We start from the raw sequence: 18,355 nt of genomic DNA, 5'->3' as shown, positions 1-18,355 counted from the left end.
GCCTCGATCAGCCTCCTGACGACGGGAAATTCCGTGCCGTTGCCCTGTCGCACTTTGTTGACTCTCTTCAGGCGTTCAAGCCGCCGTCGATCGTGATGATGGAGCCGGTTATGTAGGACGAGGTAGGGCCGGCCAGGAAGGCTACGGCGGCGGCCACCTCGTCGGTGGTGCCGTATCGCCCGAGTGGCACCAGGCTGCGGAGGTAGTCAGCGTCCTCGCCGTCGGCGGGGTTGAGAGCGGTATCGATGGGCCCGGGCTGCACCAGGTTGACGGTGATGTTGGCGGGCCCGAGTTCCCGGGCCAGGCCTCGGGTGAAGGAGTGGTGCGCGGATTTGGTCAGCGCATAAAGCGTCACTCCGGGGAAGGGGACGCGATCTCCGTGAGTCGAGCCGATGGTAATGATGCGACCCCCGTTCGTCAGGTGGGGGATGGCGGCCCGGGTGGTCAGCACGGTGCCTCGGACGTTGACGTGCAGAACGTCACTGATGTCGTCGGGGCTGAGCTCGGTGAGGTTGCCATGACGGATGGTGCCGGCGTTGGTCTGGTCCTCTCGTGGGTCGAGAGGGGATGCACCTTCACTGGCGGATTCCGGTGCGGGCAGCCTGATCGACCCGGGCGATGAGTCGGCTGTTGTGGGCGGCGTGGTGGAAGCCCGGGGTGTGGTGGGTCCCGTTCGCGATGTCGCGGGCCAGGCTGGCGTACACCTCGCCCACGTTGATGGAGGCTCCGGTCCAGATCTCGGCGGCGGTCGGGCCGGCACCGGTGGCGACGGGCCGGTCGGGCGCGTCAAAGTCTACGCTTGACGACAGCGTCAGGTCGCCGACCCGAACGCCCGCGGGGTGGTTGCCAGCCAGGGCCAGCCAGCCGTCCGAGCCGCGGACCTCGAGGCTGAAGTGGGCATCCGGTACGGGGACGCCGGCGAGGATTTGCACCCCCACGGGGGCGCCCGAGGCGGTCTTCACGATGGCGTCCAGGTGGTCCGGGACCTCCCGGACGGTGATCGCGCCGGTGTCGACCAGCTTCACTTCCGGCCAGAGAATCTCCGTACGGGCATCGATGTCGCTGACGTCACCGAGGACCGCCTCGACCACGTCCAGAACATGACCGGCGGCGATCGTCAGGAAGCCGGCTCCGGCCGCCGCCTTGTCGAAGTACTTGTACGCGCTCATCGATTCCGGGCCGTTGCCGAAGGTCGTCGCGCCGACCCGGGCCGACAGCAGCCGTCCGAGCCGGCCCTCAGCGACGATCTCCGCTGCGCGGCGCACCGAGGGGTTCAGCCGGCCCTGCAGGCCGATCGCGGTGTGCAGCCGGCCCGTCGCGGCAGCCATTTCTTCCGTCTGCGCGACCGTTGCACCGAGCGGGGACTCCGAATACACGGCCTTGTTCGCAGCGAGAGCCGCGAGCACCAGGTCGCGGTGGGCCGGCACCTTGACGGCCACAGTGACGAGGTCGATCGACGGATCACGGATGAGTTCCAAGGGATCGGCGAACCAGCGTTCGGCGCCGAACGCCTCGGCGGCGGCGCGGGCGCTCTCCTCGTGGCGGGTCGCCACGGCGGCCAGGGTGTACTGCGGTTGCGCCGCCAGTGCGGGGATGTGGGATGCCCCGGCCCAGCTCGCCCTGGTGTCCGCTCCGATGATGCCTACGCGAATCACGGTGTCTGACATGGCATTGTGCTCCTTCGGTTGATGCACAGCGAGGGTGGCCGCCCCGCTTCGGCGAGGTCAGCCGTCGATCACGGCCATGTCGGCCTCGGCGTGGCGATCGCCGGATGCCGGAGCCAGGTTGTCCAGACGGGCGATCTGGCCGGCGGTGAGCCGGATGCCGTCGGCGGCGGTGTTCTCCTCGAGCCGATCGGCACGCCTGGTGCCGGGGATGGGCACGATTCCGTCTCCCCGGGTGAGCAGCCAGGCCAGAGCGACCTGCGCGGGTGTGGCACCGGCCTCAGCGGCAACGTCGCGCACCTCGTCGACGATGCGCAGGTTGCGGGTGAGGTTGTCACCGGTGAACCGGGGGTTGGTGCGACGCCAGTCGCCCGCGTCCGGGCCGGCGAGCGTGCGGATACCGCCGGTGAGGAAGCCGTGCCCCAGCGGGGAATACGCGACAAGCCCGATCCCGAGCTCACGCAGCGTTGGCAGGATGCCGGTCTCGGGATCGCGCGTCCACAGGGAGTACTCGGTCTGCACAGCGGCCAGCGGGTGCACCGCGTGAGCCCGCCGGATCGTCGCCGGGCTCGCCTCCGACAGCCCGATATGACGGACCTTGCCCGCGGCCACCAGCTCGCTGAGGGCTCCCACCGTTTCCTCGACGGGTGTGCCGGGGTCGACCCGGTGCTGGTAGTACAGGTCGATGCGATCGGTGCCGAGCCGCCGCAGCGACCCGTCGATCGCCGTCCGGATGTTGGCCGGTGTGCCGTCCATACCCGGCCGGCCGGTGTACGACACGAGGCCGAACTTGGTGGCGAGAACAACGTCGTCCCGGCGGCCCCTGATCGCGCGGCCGACCAGTTCCTCATTGACATAAGGCCCGTACACCTCGGCGGTGTCCAGATGGGTGACACCGAGGTCCAAGGCCCGATGGATCGTCCGGATCGACTTGCTGTCGTCGCGGCCGGCGCCGGTGTAGTACGCCGACATCCCCATGGCTCCGAGGCCGATACGCGACACCTTGAGCCCGCCCAGTCGGGTGTTCTGCATATCTGGTCTCCCTCCTTCCGATCGGTTCGCCGCGTTCTGTGGCGAGCAGTGGTGGCGACGGCTGACGCGCAGTACGCCGTGCCGAGGTGGAACTTGATGCATCAACATCAGAACACAGCCGAACTTGATGCGTCAACAACGTGCGGTATGGTTGCTGGCATGGCCAAGACCACAGCGAGCGGCAGGCATGCCCGGACGCGACCGGATGCCGGCAGCGAGCCGCCGGCGGCGCAGCGGGCCACCGGATCAAAGCCGGGTGCAGGCGAGTCTGAGCCGGCCACCGGAACGCGCTGGCTGAACGAAGACGAGCTGGCGGCGTGGTGGGCGAACTCCGCGATCATGATCAGCCTGCCGGCCGCCCTGGACGCGCGGATGCAACGCGAGACGCCACTGACGTTTTTCGAATACATGGTGTTGTCGGTCCTGTCCGAACAACCGGAACGCACATTGCAGATGAGTGAGCTGGCCACCCGTACGTCGGCGTCACTGTCGCGGCTGTCGCACGTCGTCGGACGGCTGGAGAAACGTTGTCTACTCGAGCGGGCCCGCGTTCCCGGCGCCGGCCGCCGCACCGTCGCGACGCTGACCGAAGCCGGCTACCGAGAGGTCGTGGCGGCCGCACCAGGGCATGTCGCTGCGGTCCGCGAGTACCTGATAGACGTGCTCGAGCCGCACGAATTGGCGACTCTGCGCCGCATCGGCATCGCCGTCGATGCCGCCATCAACCGCAGAAGGCCTGACGTCGATCCCCCGAGAACGTCGTGATCCCCGGAGCGCAGTGACACGGCCTGGTGGCAGCGGATGGTGATGGCCTGCTGGTCGGCGACGTAGGTCGCGACCCGGCGCCTGAGTTCGGGTTCGAGTCCTGTATGACTGCGCCGCGCCAGGTCTGGCAGATCACCGCCTACCCACCGGGGCAGGCATCGTCAGCGGCCGGCGCGACCACCACCACTACACCCGGCCGCCGCGTGCCTGCACGATGGTTCGGCCGTACTTCCCCGCTGCGACCAACCTGGTTAGGTTCGAGTTGCCCCGCGTTTCATGCATCTTCGGGTCAGCGTAAACGCATCGGCGGGGTACTTCTTCGGTGCGGCCACGGATACTTACTCCCCATGATCAGTCGATCATGCTTGAGAAGCTCCACCGAACCGGGGGGAACTCAGGTGAGTCTCCATCACTGACAGGCGCCAGCGCCTCGACATGCTCCAGCTTTCTCCTTGCTCTCGAACCGGTCGGGTTCGCCTTCGGACGCGAGTAGATTCCGCGCGTCAGCGCTGACGCGCTGATAGCGCAGGCGTCTGGCGGCAGGACGGACTTCGGGGTCAGCACCGTTATGGCTGTGGGGATATCCAGGTTCCGTACTCGTCCAGGTGCAGCAACGAGGGCAGCCCTGCCTCCTCGAACGCCGTTTCGATGTCCGCCGGATTCTCGGAGAAGTGTGTCCAGCCGTCGTAGTGGGCGGGGATCACAATCTTTTGCGCCGAGGGCCGCAGCGGCTGCGGCGGCCCGGCGGCTGTCCAGCTTCGGGGGACGGCCACGAAACTTCGACGTCACCCTGGCCGCCCCGCGAAGAGCACGGCCACGTCTACATCCGGTCCCGCCGGGACAGTTCGGCGACCACTCGAAGGGACGCGTTGTCGCCGCTACGTAGACGACCAGCAGACCCTGCCCGGACAGCACAAACCCGGTCACCTCGCAGTTGACGTTGCCGTCGACGTCACGCTCGCCATCCTCAAAGGCCGTGTACCGCCGGCACCGCCCGCACGGTCGGATGCCGCCGCCGTCAGCGCGTGACAGGGAATACGACGTCAAGCGGGCAGCCCGACTGCATACGGCCCCAGCCGCCTGGCCGCCGCCGGGCCCGTCAGTACCAGCGGCGCCACCAGGGTGAAGGCCCGGCCGCGGTCGTCCAGGTGTCCGGGTGGTCGGCATGGCTGACCAAGACAACGTCAACAGCACCGACCTCAGCTTCTACCGCGGCCGGGCCGCCCACTTCGGTCAAGTAACCGTGCGGCCCGGGGGATCGAGCGTCAGGTCCACGATGACCCGCAGACCCCCTACGTCGTCGACTACGGTAGGGGCTCCAAGCACTGTGGCGGCGCAATCCGGCCGAGCCGGCACGCTTGTCATGACCGATACATTCCCTTCGGGCACCCGCTAACGCAGGTTAGGACCCACTATTGGCATTTTCTCCGGCGACGACCTTCAGACCGATCGTGTCGACGTTCGGCGTCGTCCCGCCGGGCGTCGCGACCACGACCTCGCGACCACCTTCGGTCCGTGCCGCGTACGGCATCGCGAGGTCTTCCGCCCGGAATCTTCCATCATCCGGGTCGTCTGACGGTTCAGCTCAGCGGGCGGAGCGGAAGGCGGCACGGATCTCCCGGGTGAACAGTGCGGGCTGTTCCCAGGCCGCGAAGTGCCCGCCGCGTTCGGGCTTGTTGTAGTAGTTGAGGCTCGGGTAGCCGATCTCGGCCCAGCTGCGTGGCGCCTGGAAGATTTCGCCTGGGAAGGCGCTGATTCCGACCGGGACGGTCACTGGGGGAGGGGCCTGGCCGGTGCCGGCGACGTTGGCGTTCTCCCAGTACATGCGGGCGGCCGACTCGCCGGTGCCGGTCAGCCAGTAGAGCGAGATGTTGTCGAGGACGTGCTCGCGGGTGAGGTTGCCTGCTGCCGGCCCGCCGCGGAAGGTGCGCGCAATTTTGAGGTAGCTGTCGGTGTCGTGATCCAGCATCCAGGCGGCCAGTGCTACCGGTGAGTCCAGCAATGCGTAACCGATCGTCTGTGGCCGGGTCGCCTGCTCAACCCGATAGCCGTTGCCGGTCGTCGCGAAGGTGTGGAGCGCGGCGGCCGCGGCTTTCTCCTCGGTGGTGTTCTTCGGCAGGTTGTCGGTGCCACCCAATGCTGGCACCAGCAGGTTCAGGTGGATGGCCAGCAGTCCCGCCGGGGCCAAACGGCCGATCTTGTCGGTGACGGCGGCGCCGACGTCACCGCCCTGAGCGACGAATTGCGTGTAGCCGAGGCGGCGCATGAGCTCGGCCCAGGCGCGCGCCGTGTGGGTGGTGTCCCAGCCGAGCCGGCCGGGTTTGCCGGAGAAGCCGTATCCGGGGATCGAGGGCAGCACGAGGTGGAACGCGTCCGCCGCGGTCCCGCCGTGCGCGGTGGGATTGGTGAGCGGGCCGACGGTTTCGAGCAGTTCGACGATCGAGCCGGGCCAGCCGTGGGTCATGACGAGCGGCAGGGCGTCGCGGTGCCGGGAACGTACGTGGATGAAGTGGATGTCGACGCCGTCGATCTCGGTGGTGAATTGGGGAAGGGCGTTGAGTTTGGCCTCGAACCGGCGCCAGTCGTAGCCGGTTGCCCAGAACCGGGCGAGGGCCTGGGCGGCCGCCAGCTGGACGCCCTGCGAGCGGTCGGTGACCAGTTCGCGGGACGGCCAGCGGGTCGCCGTGATGCGGCGGTGCATCTCGGCCAGTTGTTCGCGGGGGATCGCGACCCGGAAAGGGCGGATCCCGGTCGGGGCGGTGACCGGGGCGGCTTCTGCCGGTGCCTGGCCGAGGACGGCGGTCGCGGCGACGGTGAGGCCGGCGGCGAAGCTACCCTGCAGCAGCTGCCGTCGAGTGGGTTGGGACCCGGACGAGGTCATCATTGCTCAATCTCCTGTACTGGCGCGTTGATGTCAGCTTCAAACGGACGGCGATGGGTTTGGCTCGTACGTCTATCGCAGCGGCCGGAACGCGGCCCGCAGTTGCCCGGCGAACAGTTCCGGCTCTTCCCAGGCGGCGAAGTGGCCGCCGCGCTCGGCCACGCCGAAGTAGTTGAGCGTGGGGTAGGACTTCTCGGCCCAGCTGCGCGGAGTGCGCCAGATCTCGCCGGGGAAGGTGCTGAACCCGACCGGGACACGGGGGTCGGGCAGCGGTGCGCGACCGGCGGCCGGCGCGTCGGCTCCGTAGGCTTCCCAGTACGAGCGGGCGGTGGACGCGCCGGTGCCGGTCAGCCAGTACGCGGTGATGTTGTCGAGGATGTGGTCGCGGGTGAGGTTGCCCGAGGGCTGTCCGTCGACGAACGCGCGAGCGATTTTGTAGTAGGCGTCGGTGTCGTGGTCGATCATCCAGGCGGCCAGCGCGGAGGGTGAGTCCAGCAGCGCGTACCCGATCGTCTCGGGCCGGGTGGCCATCTCCACGAAGTAGCCGTTGCCGCTGGTCTGGAAGACCTTGATCGCGGCCAGCGCCGCGCGTTCCTCGTCGGTGCTGTTGGGCAGCGAGGCCGGGTCGTTGAGTGCAGGCACGAGCAGGTTGGTGTGGATGCCGGCCAGTCCCTTAGGTCCCAGTCGTCCGATCGCGTCGGTGACGCCGGCGCCGACGTCGCCGCCCTGGGCCACGTAGCGGTCGTAGCCGAGCCGGCTCATCAACTCCGCCCAGGCCCGGGCGGTGCGCACGAGGTCCCATCCGACCTCGGTCGGCTGGGCGGAGAAGCCGTATCCGGGCAGCGACGGCAGGACGAGGTGGAACGCGTCCGCCGCGGTGCCGCCGTGCGCGGTCGGGTCGGTGAGCGGGCCGATCGAGTCGATCATCTCGATGATCGAGCCGGGCCAGCCGTGGGTCATGACCAGCGGCAGGGCATCGCGGTGCCGCGAGCGTACGTGGACGAAGTGGATGCCGACGCCGTCGATCTCGGTCGTGAACTGGGGCAGCGCGTTCAGTCGGGACTGCACCCGCCGCAGGTCGTACTTGTTCTCCCAGTACTGTCCCAGCGCGCGCATCGTGGCTAGCTGTACCCCCTGCGAGCGGTCGCCGACGAGCTCCAGGGTCGGCCAGCGCGTCGCCGCCAGCCGGTGGCGCAGGTCGTCGAGGGCCTCCGCACGGAAACGCACGGTGAACGGCCGAATCGCATGGCCGGCTCGCTGTTCCACTGTGGTCATGGTGCTACTCCGTTTCGGTTGACATCCGGTTTCCATGCGGAATCCGGGAACTTCTCCAGCGTCACCTGCATCAGGCGGTCGACCAGCGTGCCGGGCGGGTTATCGGTCGACGCTGGGTGGTGGCAGTGGTCCGGAGATCCATCTCAGCCCCCTCTTTCTCCACCTCCACCCTCAAGGCACCGGCGGCCGCCGCACACCCTTGACACTCCCTGGGAGGGCGGGACCAGTGACTCTCACGGGTCTGGCCCGTGCCCCGGAACCACCAGGCTCGTAACCATCGGAAACCACGACTGCAGGAGGCGCGAGTCATGGACATGAAGCTGGAAGTCGCGGTGTTCCCGGTGTCCGACGTCGACCGGGCCAAGGACTTCTACACGGCGCTGGGGATAACTTTGAGGTCGCGGCGATGACGAGTTGGCGGCAGGGCTGAAGGCCTACTTCATGACCGCGGGCCGTCCCAAGCACCGACCGTTCGTCGAGCTGTTGTTCGACAACGGCCTCCAGCGACCCGACGGCGTAGAAACCGACCTCGGCACCGCGATCGGCGAGCTGCGACAGAAAGACAAACGGACCTACGAGTCCGGCCCGTACGCGACCAGCCCACAACCAGGAGGCAACGTGTCCACATCCATCAACGCCAACGGCGCCACTGCTCTGGCGTCCTTCGCCGAAGAGGCCAGGCGCCGCCGGGAGGCCCCGACCGCACCTGTTCCGGCGAACGCCAAGGGACCACAGGTGCCGGCCTCGGGGTACGTTCTCGACGAGATCGCCGACGGCATCTTCTGGCTCTCCGACGGCAGCTACCAATCGATGTTCGTCGTGACCGCCGACGGAGTCGTTGCCGTCGACGCGCCACCGACTCTCGGGCACAACATCCTGCGCGCGATCGGCCGCGTCACGCGCGAACCGGTCCGGCACGTGATCTACAGCCATCATCACTCGGATCACGTGGGCGCCATGTCGATTTTTCCGGAGCAGGCGGCCTACTACGCTCAGCGTGCGACCGCGCAGCGGCTGAAGCTCCTCGGCGATCCGCGACGGCCTCTGCCGACCGAGCTTTACGACGACAGCCTGACTCTCGAGCTCGGCGACCACAGCCTTCGGCTGGACTATCCCGGCCCGAACCATTCCGAGGGCAACAGCTTCATCTACGCTCCGAACCAGCGTGTGCTGATGCTCGTCGACGTCATCTTCCCGGGCTGGGTCCCGTTCTCCAACCTGTCGCTGTCCGCCTTCGTGCCCGGCGTTCTGCGAGCCCACGAGCAGGCGCTGGACTATCAGTTCGACCACTTCGTCGGCGGGCACGTCACGCGCCCGGGAACCCCCGAAGACGTACGTGTCCAGCAGGAGTACCTGACCGATCTGCGAACCACCGCCGAGGCCGCGCTGTCCGGCATCGATCTGCCCGCCACGATGGCGGCCATCGACACCAGTAACGTCTGGGCGGTCTTCCGGGCCTACCTGGACGCCGTCGCGGCCGCCACCGCCGACGAGATTGTTCCCCGCTGGAAGGACCGCCTCGGCGGTGCCGACGTCTTCACTCTTCCGAACGCGTGGGCGATGGCGGAATCACTGCGCCTCGACCTCAACTCGCTGGGCCCGTTCTCGACCGTCCCGTAACCCTGGCCGGCTGATCCTCCGGCCGGGCGGCAGCCTCAACGCCGCCCGGCCGAGTCGCCGCAGTGAACGACGAGCAGCGCAGCGATCATCGGCCGGCACCCGCGCGTCACCATGTCTGGTCGGCGGCACGGATCATGATCTGGTTGATCGCTGCCCGCCGGTCACACAGGACGATGTAGGCGACCGCGTCGGCGACGTCGGCGGGATGCAGCGGCTCGAGGCCGCTGATCTGTCCCAGCGCTGTCTCACGAATGTCGTCGTCCAGGTGATCGGCCAGCTCGGTCGGCGCCGTGCCAGGCTCGACCACGCTGACCCGAACCCGCTCCCGCAGCAATTCCTGGCGGAGCGCTTCGGTGAAGCCGTTCAGACCGAACTTGGTCAGGCTGTAGACGCTACCGGCCGGTTGGGCGACCCGCCCGCTGGTGGAACCGATGTTGACGATGTCGGCGACCTGCCGAGCCGAGGTGGAGGCCCCGTCGATCAGATACGGCACAGCAGCGTGTGTCACGTGCAGCAGCGCCCGCACATTGAGCGCGACCATCCGGTCCCACTCCTCGATCGTCGCGTGCAGCGCCGTGCCCAGCAGCATGACACCGGCGTTGTTGACCAGGATGTCCAGCCGCTGGAACCGCTCGAGGGTGTCCTGGACGACCTGGTACGCCTGCTCAGGGTCAGTGATGTCGGAGTCGAAGGCCTCCGCCAGCCCGCCGGCGCGCGCGATCTCGCACACCAGCCGGTCCAACGGGTCGCGGCGGTCGGCGACCAGGGCCACCGCCGCGCCCTCGGCGGCCAGGCGCCGGCTGGTGGCGGCGCCGATGCCGCTGCTCGCGCCGGTGACCAGCGCTACCGCCCCGGACAGTGCTTTGGCGTCCATGCTCTGCCTCTCCTTCGCATCGTGACTCCGCGACTCCGTGGTCCCTCGAGCCCGCCTGCTCGATCCGCGGACAGGAGAAGGATCGCTCGGCCGGGTGCTCGGCCGAACCAGGGAGACCTACTGGTCGCCGCGAGTCAGGACGCAGCCGAAAAGTCACCGCATCACACGCTCGTTCGTACGCGGGTATGCTCATGCTGCTGCGCAGCTAGCACTTCGGCCACGTCGAGGAGTAGGACCGCTTCCCCGAGGGGATCGTAGGGTTCGGGGCCGCCACCCGACGCGAAGCCCAGCAGAACGGGTCTTTCGCGCCTCAACCCCGCGATGCGCCGATCCGGCGGTGGATTCGCCGTGACACGGGGCACATCTGGCGGACACCGCGTGCCGGTCGGCGAACACTGACCGGGTGGAGCTGATCGGACGCGGTCCGGAGCGTGCCGTGCTGGACGAGATGATCGCCGCTGTCCGCGCCGGCCGGAGTCGCGGGCTGGTCGTACGCGGCGACGCCGGCGTCGGGAAATCGGCGCTGTTGCAGTACGTCTCCGATCGGGCTGCCCCGTTACGCGTGCTGCGAGCGGCGGGGGTCGAGTCCGAGATGGAGCTGGCGTTCGCCGGCGTTCACCAACTCTGCCTGCCGCTGCTCGACCTGCTGCCGCGCATCCCCGCGCCGCAGCGGGCCGCTCTCGAGACCGTGTTCGGCTCCCGGCCCGGGCCGCCACCCGATCGCTTCCTCGTCGCACTGGCGCTGCTCAGCCTGCTGTCGGTCACCGCTGAACGGACGCCGTTGCTGTGCCTGGTGGACGACACCCACTGGCTGGACGAGGCGTCGGCGCAGGTGCTCGGCATTGTGGCGCGGCGGTTGCTGGCCGATCCGATCGGCATGCTCTTCGGCGCCCGCGATCCCGGTCCCGCACTGACCACTCTGCCGCAGCTGACCGTCACGGGGCTTGGCGACGCCGACGCCCGGCACCTGCTGGAGTCGGCAACCCGCTCGACACTCGACCCGCGGATCCGCGACCGGGTCCTGGCCGACGCCGACGGCAACCCGCTCGCGCTGATCGAGCTGCCGCGCGGCCGGTCCATCACCGAGCTGGCCGGTGGGCTGGGCATGCTCGACGCGGCCGGCGCGCCGGATCGCGTCGAGCGCCGTTTCATGGACCGGATGGCGGCCCTGCCCGCGTCCACCCGGACCCTGCTGCTGGTTGCGGCGGCCGAGCCGCTCGGCGACGCGGGGCTGGTCTGGAGCGCGCTGCGCCACCTTGGTGTCACGCCGTCGGAGGCCACCGACGCCGACCTCGACGGACTGTGCGTGATCGACCTTGATGTCCGATTCCGCCACCCGCTGGTGCGCTCCGCCGTGTACCGCTCGGCCGATCCCGCCGACCAGCGAGCCGCGCATCGAGCCCTGGCCGAAGTCACCGACCCGGTAATCGATCCGGACCGGCGCGCCTGGCACCTGGCCGCGGCCGCCCCCGGGCCGGACGAGGAGATCGCTGCCGAGCTTGAGCGCTCAGCGGAACGCAGCCGGGCCACCGGTGGGGTCGCCGCCGCGGCGGCGCTGCTGCGCGGGGCGGTCGAGCTGACCGTCATGCCTGATCAACGCGCCCGGCGCGCCCTGGCGGCAGGCGACGTCAGTCTGCTCGCCGGGGACTTCGATACGGCCCGCCGGCTCGCCGACGCCGCCTACCGAGACGCCGTGGACGACATCCAGCGGGCCCGGGCTCAACTGCTGAGCGCCCATATCGCCTTCGCCTCCGGCTTCGGCCCCGAAGCATCGCGAAAGCTCCAGCGGGCGGCCCGGCGGCTGGAGCCGCACGACATGGCACTGGCCCGGGAGACGTACCTGCTCGCCTGGCGCGCCGCCCGGTTCACCGCCGACGAGACGAGCCTGCCGGAGATCGGGCAGGCGGTCCGGCGGCTGCCGACGCTCACTGCGCCCCGGCCGATCGACCTGGTGCTCGACGGGCTCACCGCGGTGGTCATCGACGACCGTCGGACTTCGGTGCCGGCTCTTCGGCGGGCCGCGGAGGCGTTCCGCCATGCGCCGGCCGCGGATGCGGTCCGCTGGGGCTGGGTGGTGTCCGGCGTGGCGCCGCCGTTGTGGGACGAACAGGTGATGCACACCATGTACAACCGCCAGCTCGACCTCGTCCGTACGGCCGGAGCGATGGCCGAGCTACCGGCGCACCTGACCAACGTAGGCATCGTGGCGTCCTTCTTCGGCGATCTGACCGGGGCGGACGCGTTGGTCGCCGAGGCCGCCGACGTGGCCGGCTGGGCCGGGGTACCGATCGCGCCGTTCGCCGCCATGCACGTCGCCTCGATGCGGGGACGCGTTGCCGAGGCGGCGCCGCTGCTCACCAGCACCGCCGAGTGGGCGACCGCCGCCGGGCAGGGCCTCGGTCTGGCCGCCGTGCGATGGTGCGAGGCGATCCTCTACAACGGGCTTGCTCGTTTCGACGAGGCGTTATTAGCCGCCGCGGAGAATCTGCCGGCGAAGGAGCCGTGGATCGCCACTTGGACGCTGCCCGAGCTCATCGAGGCCGCGGTGCGCGCCGGCCACCCCGAGCGCGGGCGCGACGCGCTGGCCCGCCTGATCGAGGCCACGGAGCCGTGCGGCACGGACTGGGCGGCGGGTATCGCCGCCCGCTGCCGGGCGCTGCTGGCCGACGGAATGGACGCGGACCAGTTGTACCGGGAGGCGATCGCCCGCCTTTCCCGCACGCAGTTGCGGCCGGAGCAGGCCCGGGCACACCTGCTGTACGGCGAATGGCTGTGCCGCAACGGCCGCCCGCAGGCAGCGCGCGGACCGCTACGCATCGCGTACGACATGTTCGTCGACGTCGGCATGGAAGCCTTCGCCGAGCGCGCTCACCTCCATCTGGTCCAAACAGGCGTGTCCCGCCCGAAACGGCGCGCGACCCCGGCCGCGGCCACCGGTGAACTGACGACCCAAGAGACCCTGATCGCCCAGCTGGTGCGCGACGGGCTCACCAACCCGGAAATCGGCGCACGTCTGTTCCTGAGCCCGCGAACGGTCGAATGGCACCTACGCAAGGTGTTCACCAAACTTGCCGTCACCTCCCGTCGCGAGCTGCGTACCGCCCTGTCATCCACGGGACGGGCCGCCGGGCCATGAGACCCGCTGTGCCTTGGCTCGGTTTCGCCCCCGCACGGGGCCGAAGTGCAAATTACCGCCTACCTCCGCGACGACCGCGGTGTGCCGATGCCGCCGCCAGCCGCGGCATCGCATGACCACGATGACCTGCCACGTCGGCGCCTCGGCGTCGGCCGGAGCCACCAGGTACAGGTCGCGGCCGAGCGGTGCCGGGCATGCGCTGCAGCCCAGCCCAGCCGCCATGACGTCGTAGCAGAGCCGAACAAGCTCCAGATCCGTCTCGGTCGGTACAGCCGCGCGTGACAGCCCGGACGGCGGGATCGCGGGTATGTCGGCGCGGATGAACGAGAACGCGCCAGTGATGAGCCAATCCATGACCACACCGTCGCTGGCGGGCCGGAGCCCCCGAACCGGTGAGGATCCCTGGCCCAGGCGCGTGCAGGTTCGGTCCGGCGCCGGACCCTGATCATGACGGCCGTCCGTCGGCCAGGCGAAGCCACGGGTCGACGTCGGCGGCGTCGTGCAAGCGCTCGTCATGGCTGACGGTGGAACGCCCGCGTCAGATGGTCACGACGGCTCGCCACAGCCGAGGACACCTTTTCGGCGCCACGTTCCCCAGGGTCACTCACTGGGCGCGTCCGGAAGCGCTCACCAGTGTCTTTCACCGGTACGGAGCAAGGCAACGCCGGCGCACTGTCGACCTGGACCGGCGGATCGCATACGCCGGTGAATCCCTCTTCGGAAGGCAGGATACTCATGATCCGCATCGGCATCATCCTGGGCAGCACGCGCCCGAACCGCAACGGTGAGCAGGTCGCTCGCTGGGTGCTCGACATCGCCGCGCAACGCACCGACGCCGAGTTCGAGCTGGTCGACCTCCGCGATTACCCCATGCCGCATCTGGATGAGCCGATCCCGCCATCGATGGGCCAGTACCAGAACGACCACACCAAGGACTGGGCCGCGAAGGTCGCCTCGTTCGACGGCTTCGTCTTTGTCACCCCGGAGTACAACCACAGCACCTCGGGCGTGCTGAAGAACGCCATCGACTACCTGTACGCCGAGTGGAACAACAAAGCGGCCGGGTTCGTCTCCTACGGATCCGTCGGCGGTGCGCGGGCGGCGGAACACCTTCGCCTGGTCGTGGCGGAACTGCAAATGGCCGACGTCCGCCAGCAGGTCACTCTCGCTCTCGCCACCGAATTCGAGGACTACACACTCTTCAAGCCCGGCGACTACCAGGTACCTCAGCTGTCCATCCTGCTGGACCAGGTCATCGCGTGGAGCGCCGCACTGGCTCCGCTGCGCACACCGGTCACCGCCTCGGCCTGACATCAACCATCACGTCGGGACGGAGAAGCGCGTGGGCACATTGGACGGCAAGGTCGTGCTGGTCACCGGCAGCGGTGGCGGTCTGGGGCGCGCCTCTGCGTCGGTCTTCGCGCGAGAGGGCGCGCGGATCGTCGGCCTGGACATCAATATCGAAGCGAACAAGGAGACTGCTGAGCTCGTACGCCAGCAAGGTGGGGAGATGTTCGAGATCGCACCGGTCGATCTCACCGACCCGGACCAGGTGCGGCTGGCCGTCGATCATGCCGAGACGATCTACGGCGGGCTTGACGTCATTTACAACAATGCGGCCCTGGTACGGTTCGGGCCGCTCCCGGACTACTCGGTGGAGGACTGGCGGACCACTATCACCGGGGAACTCGACATCCCGTACTTCGTGTCGAAGTTCGCCTGGCCCCACCTCGTCCGCCGCGGAGGCGGCGTCATCATCAACGTCGCCTCGATCGCCGGCATGATCGGCGGCGAGTTTCCGCCCATGGTCGGCCATGCTGCCGCCAATGCAGGGATCATCGGCATGACCCGCCAGCTTGCGCTCGAAGGCGCGCGCCGGCACATTCGCGCGGTCGCGATCAGCCCGGGCCCCACCTTGACGCCACTGAGCGATCGCGATCTGGGTGACGACCAGGCCGCTCGGGACGCGATCACCGGCAAGACGCTCCTCAAGCGCTTCGCACGTCCTGAGGAAATTGTCGAGCTGGCAGCGTTCCTGGCGTCCGACCGCGCGTCCTACATCACGGGCACCAACTTCGCCGTCGACGGCGGCTCGACCGCCTGGTAGCAACAGAAGACGGCCCGCCGCGATCGCGGCGGGCCGTCTTGCGTGCAGCAGAACTAGTACGGCACGCGGTCCAGTGTGACCTGGATCATAGGAACCTTCACGTGTTCGAGGTGACGGTATGGTCAGACCGATCAACTGCCGCTCGGGTGATGGGCGTACGCATGTTCGTGGCACTGGGAATTCCGCTGTCCGCCAGGCGCTTCACAGGCGCCCGACTTCGGCCTGCTCAGGCCGATGACGTATGACCACGCTCGTCGACCGCCAGGAGGAACGCGCGGTTCTCGGCCGATTGATCGCAGCAGTCGGCGCCGGCGAGAGTCACGTCCTGGTCCTGCACGGCTCCGCCGGTGTGGGTAAGTCCGCCTTGCTGGACTACGCCCAGCAGAACGCCGCCGGCTTTCGCGTTCTACGGATCGGCGGCACCGAATCCGAGATGGAGCTGGCTTTCGCCGCGGTGCACCAGCTGTGCTTACCGCTGCTCGACCGGCTGCCGGACCTTCCCGCCCCCCGGCGCGAGGCGCTGGAGACGGCGTTCGCCCTGCGCGTGGGGGCACCACCGGAACTGTTCCTCGTCGGCCTGGCCGTGCTCGAACTTCTGGCGTACGCCTCGGAGAGCCGGCCGCTGCTCTGCGTGATCGACGACACCCAATGGCTCGACCGGGCCTCGGCGCAGATCTTCGGCTTCGTCGCCCGACGGCTGCTCGCCGAATCGATCGGTCTGCTGTTCGGCACTCGGGTCCCGGGTCCCGAGATTCACGGCTTGAAGCAGCTGGAAATCATGGGGCTGCGCGACCACGACGCGCATGCCCTGCTCGACTCGGTCACCCACGCGTCGCTTGATGCCGACATCCGCGACCGGATCATCGCGGAAAGCCAGGGCAACCCGCTCGCCTTGATCGAGCTGCCGCAGGGAACGAGCCGTACGCAGATCGCCGGTGGCCTCGGACTGCTCGATGCCGACAGCTTGCCGGGTCGCATCGAGCAAAGCTTCCTCGGCCGGGTCGCGGCGCTGAGCGAGCCCGCTCGCCGGCTGTTGCTGGTGGCCGCCGCCGAACCCGTCGGAGACACCGACCTGGTGATTCGCGCCGCCGAACGGCTTGGCGTCTCCTTGGCCACCGCCGACACGGACGGGCTCCTCACGATCGCCGAGCGGGTCATCTTCCGCCACCCCCTCGTGCGGTCGGCCGTCTACCGGGCAGCGGCTCCGTCGGAGCGCCGGGCCGCGCACCAGGCGCTGGCGGAGGCGATCGGCCGCGGTGCCGGTGCGGACCGGCGTGCCTGGCATCTCGCCGCGGCCGCGGTCGGCCGGAACGAGTCTGTCGCCGCGGAACTCGAACACTGTGCGGACCTTGCCCAAGCGCGTGGCGGGCTGGCGGGGGCGGCCGCATTCCTTCAACGGTCGGTCGCGTTGACCGGCGACCCCTCACGGCGGGCCGACCGGATGCTGGCGGCGGCGCAGGCGAGCCTCGGGGCCGGCGAACTCGACGACGCCCGCCGCATGCTGAACACGCTGGACACCATTGCGCTCGACACCTTCCGTCGTGGCCGAGCCGGCTTGCTCCAAGGCCAGGTCGCCTTTGCCGCCGGCGCTGCCGCCACCGCCATCCCGCTGCTGCTGAGCGCCGCTGACGAGCTGGCCTCCCTCGACCCGGATCTGGCGCGAGAAGCGTGCCTTCACGCATGGGGCATCGCCGTCGTTGCCGGCGACCGCGACAGCGGCGTCGCAGTCGGCCGAGCGGCGCGGAGCCTGCCGCCGGGCGACAGCGGCAACGCCATGGACCTGCTTCTCGATGGATTGGCGGTGCTGGTCACCGAAAGCCGCGCGGCCGCCGCCACGATCCTGCGGGAAGCTGCGGAAGCAGTCTCGTCCATGCCCACCGCCGACGTCATGCGGTGGGGGTGGCTCGCCCAAGGTGCCGCCCCGGCGATCTGGGACTTCGAGGGCATGCGTGACCTCTGCGCCCGCCAGGTTCGCCTGCTGCGTGACGCTGGTGCCCTCCAGACGCTGCCGTACAACCTCACGGCTCTCGCCTACGCTCACACATGGGCCGGTGAGTTCGAGGAAGCAGCCGCCATCATGGCCGAATGCGAAACGGTCGCCTCCGCTACCGGTCTGCCCATGCTGCCGTACACCAAACTGCATCTGCTGTCCCTGCGCGGCCGGGAGGATGAGGTCACCGAACTGATGGGGACGGCACTCGCGATTGCCGAGGCCACCGGTTTCGGATCCGCGGTGACCACCGCTCATTGGGCCGGAGCCATTCTGCACAATGGACACACCCGCTATGCCGAAGCGATGCAGTCCGCCCTGGCTGCTGAGCAGAGATGGGAACCCTTCGGCTCCACCTGGGTGCTTCCGGAGCTCATCGAGGCCGCCAGCCGTAACAGCGACACCGACGTCGCGCGGGACGCCCTGGACCGGTTGGTCGAGACGACCCAGCCCTTCGACACCGACTATGCCCGGGGACTCGAGGCGCGCAGCCGGGCCCTGGTCGCCGACGACGACACCGCGGAAGACCTCTACCGGCAGGCGATCGAGCATCTCGGCCGCACATCCCAACGCCCCGACGTAGCCCGAGCCCATCTCCTGTACGGCGAATGGCTGCGCCGCCGCCGCCAACGGACCACCGCGCGTGAGCAGTTACGCACCGCGTACGACATGTTCGTGGAAATCGGCATGGATGCGTTCGCGGAACGCGCCCGACGCGAGCTGGCGGCCACCGGAGAGACAATCCGCAGACGCAAGGCTGAGCCGGCGGCCGGTAGTAAGCTGACCGATCAGGAAGCGCAGATCGCCCGCTTCGTCCGTGACGGGTACACCAACCCGGAAATCGGCGAACGACTCTTCCTCAGTCCGCGCACGGTCGAATGGCACATGCGCAAGATCTTCATCAAACTTGGCATCGATTCGCGGCGGCAATTGCGCAGTACGCTCACCGGCCGGCCGTAGGCCGCCGATGGCACCCCTTGTCCTGCCGCCACTCGAAGCTCAGCACAGCCT

Annotated in this window: 14 protein-coding genes; 7 read left to right on the top strand and 7 right to left on the bottom strand. The window is 69.0% G+C overall.

Annotation, left to right across the window (positions count from 1 at the left end):
• Window positions 1–67: 67 nt before the first annotated feature.
• From NAG42_RS21125 to NAG42_RS21115, 3 genes are read right to left on the bottom strand one after another with little or no spacing between them, the layout of a single operon-like run.
• Entirely contained in the window at window positions 68–601 is a 534-nt protein-coding gene (locus NAG42_RS21125; RefSeq protein WP_284045706.1) for an SDR family NAD(P)-dependent oxidoreductase, read from the bottom strand.
• Window positions 576–1,694: a Gfo/Idh/MocA family protein gene (locus tag NAG42_RS21120; RefSeq protein WP_250032286.1), complete on the bottom strand. Its 1,119-nt coding sequence runs from the start codon at window positions 1,692–1,694 to the stop codon at window positions 576–578. Before NAG42_RS21120 ends, NAG42_RS21125 begins: the two co-directional genes overlap by 26 nt.
• A gap of 30 nt (window positions 1,695–1,724) precedes the next feature.
• Window positions 1,725–2,696 (bottom strand): aldo/keto reductase, encoded by a 972-nt coding sequence (locus NAG42_RS21115; RefSeq protein ID WP_250032284.1) that lies wholly within the window; start codon window positions 2,694–2,696, stop codon window positions 1,725–1,727.
• A 159-nt stretch (window positions 2,697–2,855) separates the two neighbouring features.
• Here NAG42_RS21115 and NAG42_RS21110 point away from each other — a divergent pair, with 159 nt between their 5' ends.
• Window positions 2,856–3,461 (top strand): MarR family winged helix-turn-helix transcriptional regulator, encoded by a 606-nt coding sequence (locus tag NAG42_RS21110; protein WP_250032283.1) that lies wholly within the window; start codon window positions 2,856–2,858, stop codon window positions 3,459–3,461.
• 1,585 nt (window positions 3,462–5,046) lie between these two features.
• Here the strand turns inward: NAG42_RS21110 and NAG42_RS21105 are convergent.
• Window positions 5,047–6,342, bottom strand: coding sequence for an epoxide hydrolase family protein (locus tag NAG42_RS21105; RefSeq protein WP_250032281.1), 1,296 nt, complete (start codon window positions 6,340–6,342; stop codon window positions 5,047–5,049).
• Between the two features lie 72 nt (window positions 6,343–6,414).
• Window positions 6,415–7,617 carry an epoxide hydrolase family protein gene (locus NAG42_RS21100; RefSeq protein ID WP_250032280.1) on the bottom strand — a complete coding sequence of 401 codons (1,203 nt, stop codon included), beginning with the start codon at window positions 7,615–7,617 and terminating at the stop codon, window positions 6,415–6,417.
• A 308-nt stretch (window positions 7,618–7,925) separates the two neighbouring features.
• Between NAG42_RS21100 and NAG42_RS45335 the strand changes: the two genes are divergently transcribed.
• Window positions 7,926–8,027, top strand: coding sequence for a VOC family protein (locus NAG42_RS45335; RefSeq protein ID WP_369077103.1), 102 nt, complete (start codon window positions 7,926–7,928; stop codon window positions 8,025–8,027).
• A gap of 4 nt (window positions 8,028–8,031) precedes the next feature.
• Window positions 8,032–9,237 (top strand): MBL fold metallo-hydrolase, encoded by a 1,206-nt coding sequence (locus tag NAG42_RS21095; RefSeq protein WP_250032275.1) that lies wholly within the window; start codon window positions 8,032–8,034, stop codon window positions 9,235–9,237.
• A gap of 106 nt (window positions 9,238–9,343) precedes the next feature.
• Here NAG42_RS21095 and NAG42_RS21090 read toward each other — a convergent pair whose 3' ends face one another.
• Window positions 9,344–10,111, bottom strand: a complete 768-nt coding sequence (locus tag NAG42_RS21090) for an SDR family NAD(P)-dependent oxidoreductase (protein WP_250032273.1) — start codon at window positions 10,109–10,111, stop codon at window positions 9,344–9,346.
• A 403-nt stretch (window positions 10,112–10,514) separates the two neighbouring features.
• On the opposite strand from NAG42_RS21090, the gene NAG42_RS21085 reads away from it, so the two are divergent.
• A complete protein-coding gene (locus NAG42_RS21085) occupies window positions 10,515–13,247 on the top strand; it encodes an ATP-binding protein (protein ID WP_250032266.1) in 2,733 nt (910 codons plus the stop codon).
• On the opposite strand, the gene NAG42_RS21080 is transcribed toward NAG42_RS21085, so the two are convergent.
• Entirely contained in the window at window positions 13,218–13,601 is a 384-nt protein-coding gene (locus NAG42_RS21080; protein WP_250032264.1) for a hypothetical protein, read from the bottom strand. The two genes, NAG42_RS21085 and NAG42_RS21080, sit on opposite strands and share 30 nt — an antisense overlap.
• A gap of 381 nt (window positions 13,602–13,982) precedes the next feature.
• Between NAG42_RS21080 and NAG42_RS21075 the strand changes: the two genes are divergently transcribed.
• The 3 genes from NAG42_RS21075 (at window position 13,983) to NAG42_RS21065 (ending at window position 18,304) form a co-directional block, all read left to right on the top strand.
• Entirely contained in the window at window positions 13,983–14,558 is a 576-nt protein-coding gene (locus NAG42_RS21075; RefSeq protein ID WP_250032894.1) for an NADPH-dependent FMN reductase, read from the top strand.
• Between the two features lie 31 nt (window positions 14,559–14,589).
• Window positions 14,590–15,354, top strand: a complete 765-nt coding sequence (locus NAG42_RS21070; protein ID WP_250032263.1) for an SDR family NAD(P)-dependent oxidoreductase — start codon at window positions 14,590–14,592, stop codon at window positions 15,352–15,354.
• 241 nt (window positions 15,355–15,595) lie between these two features.
• The gene (locus NAG42_RS21065) at window positions 15,596–18,304 is read left to right on the top strand and encodes a helix-turn-helix transcriptional regulator (RefSeq protein ID WP_250032261.1); all 2,709 of its coding nucleotides are present in this window, start codon (window positions 15,596–15,598) and stop codon (window positions 18,302–18,304) included.
• The last annotated feature ends 51 nt before the right edge of the window (window positions 18,305–18,355 follow it).

The organism is Paractinoplanes maris, assembly GCF_023544465.1.
Classification (GTDB): Bacteria; Actinomycetota; Actinomycetes; order Mycobacteriales; family Micromonosporaceae; genus Actinoplanes; species Actinoplanes maris.
The sequence above is the reverse complement of the archived record's forward strand: the minus strand, read 5'-3'. Positions and strand labels throughout refer to the sequence as shown.

Excerpts from the sequence above, each read along its gene's own strand:
- NAG42_RS21080 (WP_250032264.1), bottom strand. The coding sequence starts at position 13,601 with ATGGATTGGCTCATCACTGGCGCGTTCTCGTTCATCCGCGCCGACATA.
- NAG42_RS21110 (WP_250032283.1), top strand. The coding sequence starts at position 2,856 with ATGGCCAAGACCACAGCGAGCGGCAGGCATGCCCGGACGCGACCGGAT.
- NAG42_RS21105 (WP_250032281.1), bottom strand. The coding sequence starts at position 6,342 with ATGACCTCGTCCGGGTCCCAACCCACTCGACGGCAGCTGCTGCAGGGT.
- NAG42_RS45335 (WP_369077103.1), top strand. The coding sequence starts at position 7,926 with ATGGACATGAAGCTGGAAGTCGCGGTGTTCCCGGTGTCCGACGTCGAC.
- NAG42_RS21115 (WP_250032284.1), bottom strand. The coding sequence starts at position 2,696 with ATGCAGAACACCCGACTGGGCGGGCTCAAGGTGTCGCGTATCGGCCTC.
- NAG42_RS21065 (WP_250032261.1), top strand. The coding sequence starts at position 15,596 with ATGACCACGCTCGTCGACCGCCAGGAGGAACGCGCGGTTCTCGGCCGA.
- NAG42_RS21090 (WP_250032273.1), bottom strand. The coding sequence starts at position 10,111 with ATGGACGCCAAAGCACTGTCCGGGGCGGTAGCGCTGGTCACCGGCGCG.
- NAG42_RS21100 (WP_250032280.1), bottom strand. The coding sequence starts at position 7,617 with ATGACCACAGTGGAACAGCGAGCCGGCCATGCGATTCGGCCGTTCACC.
- NAG42_RS21075 (WP_250032894.1), top strand. The coding sequence starts at position 13,983 with ATGATCCGCATCGGCATCATCCTGGGCAGCACGCGCCCGAACCGCAAC.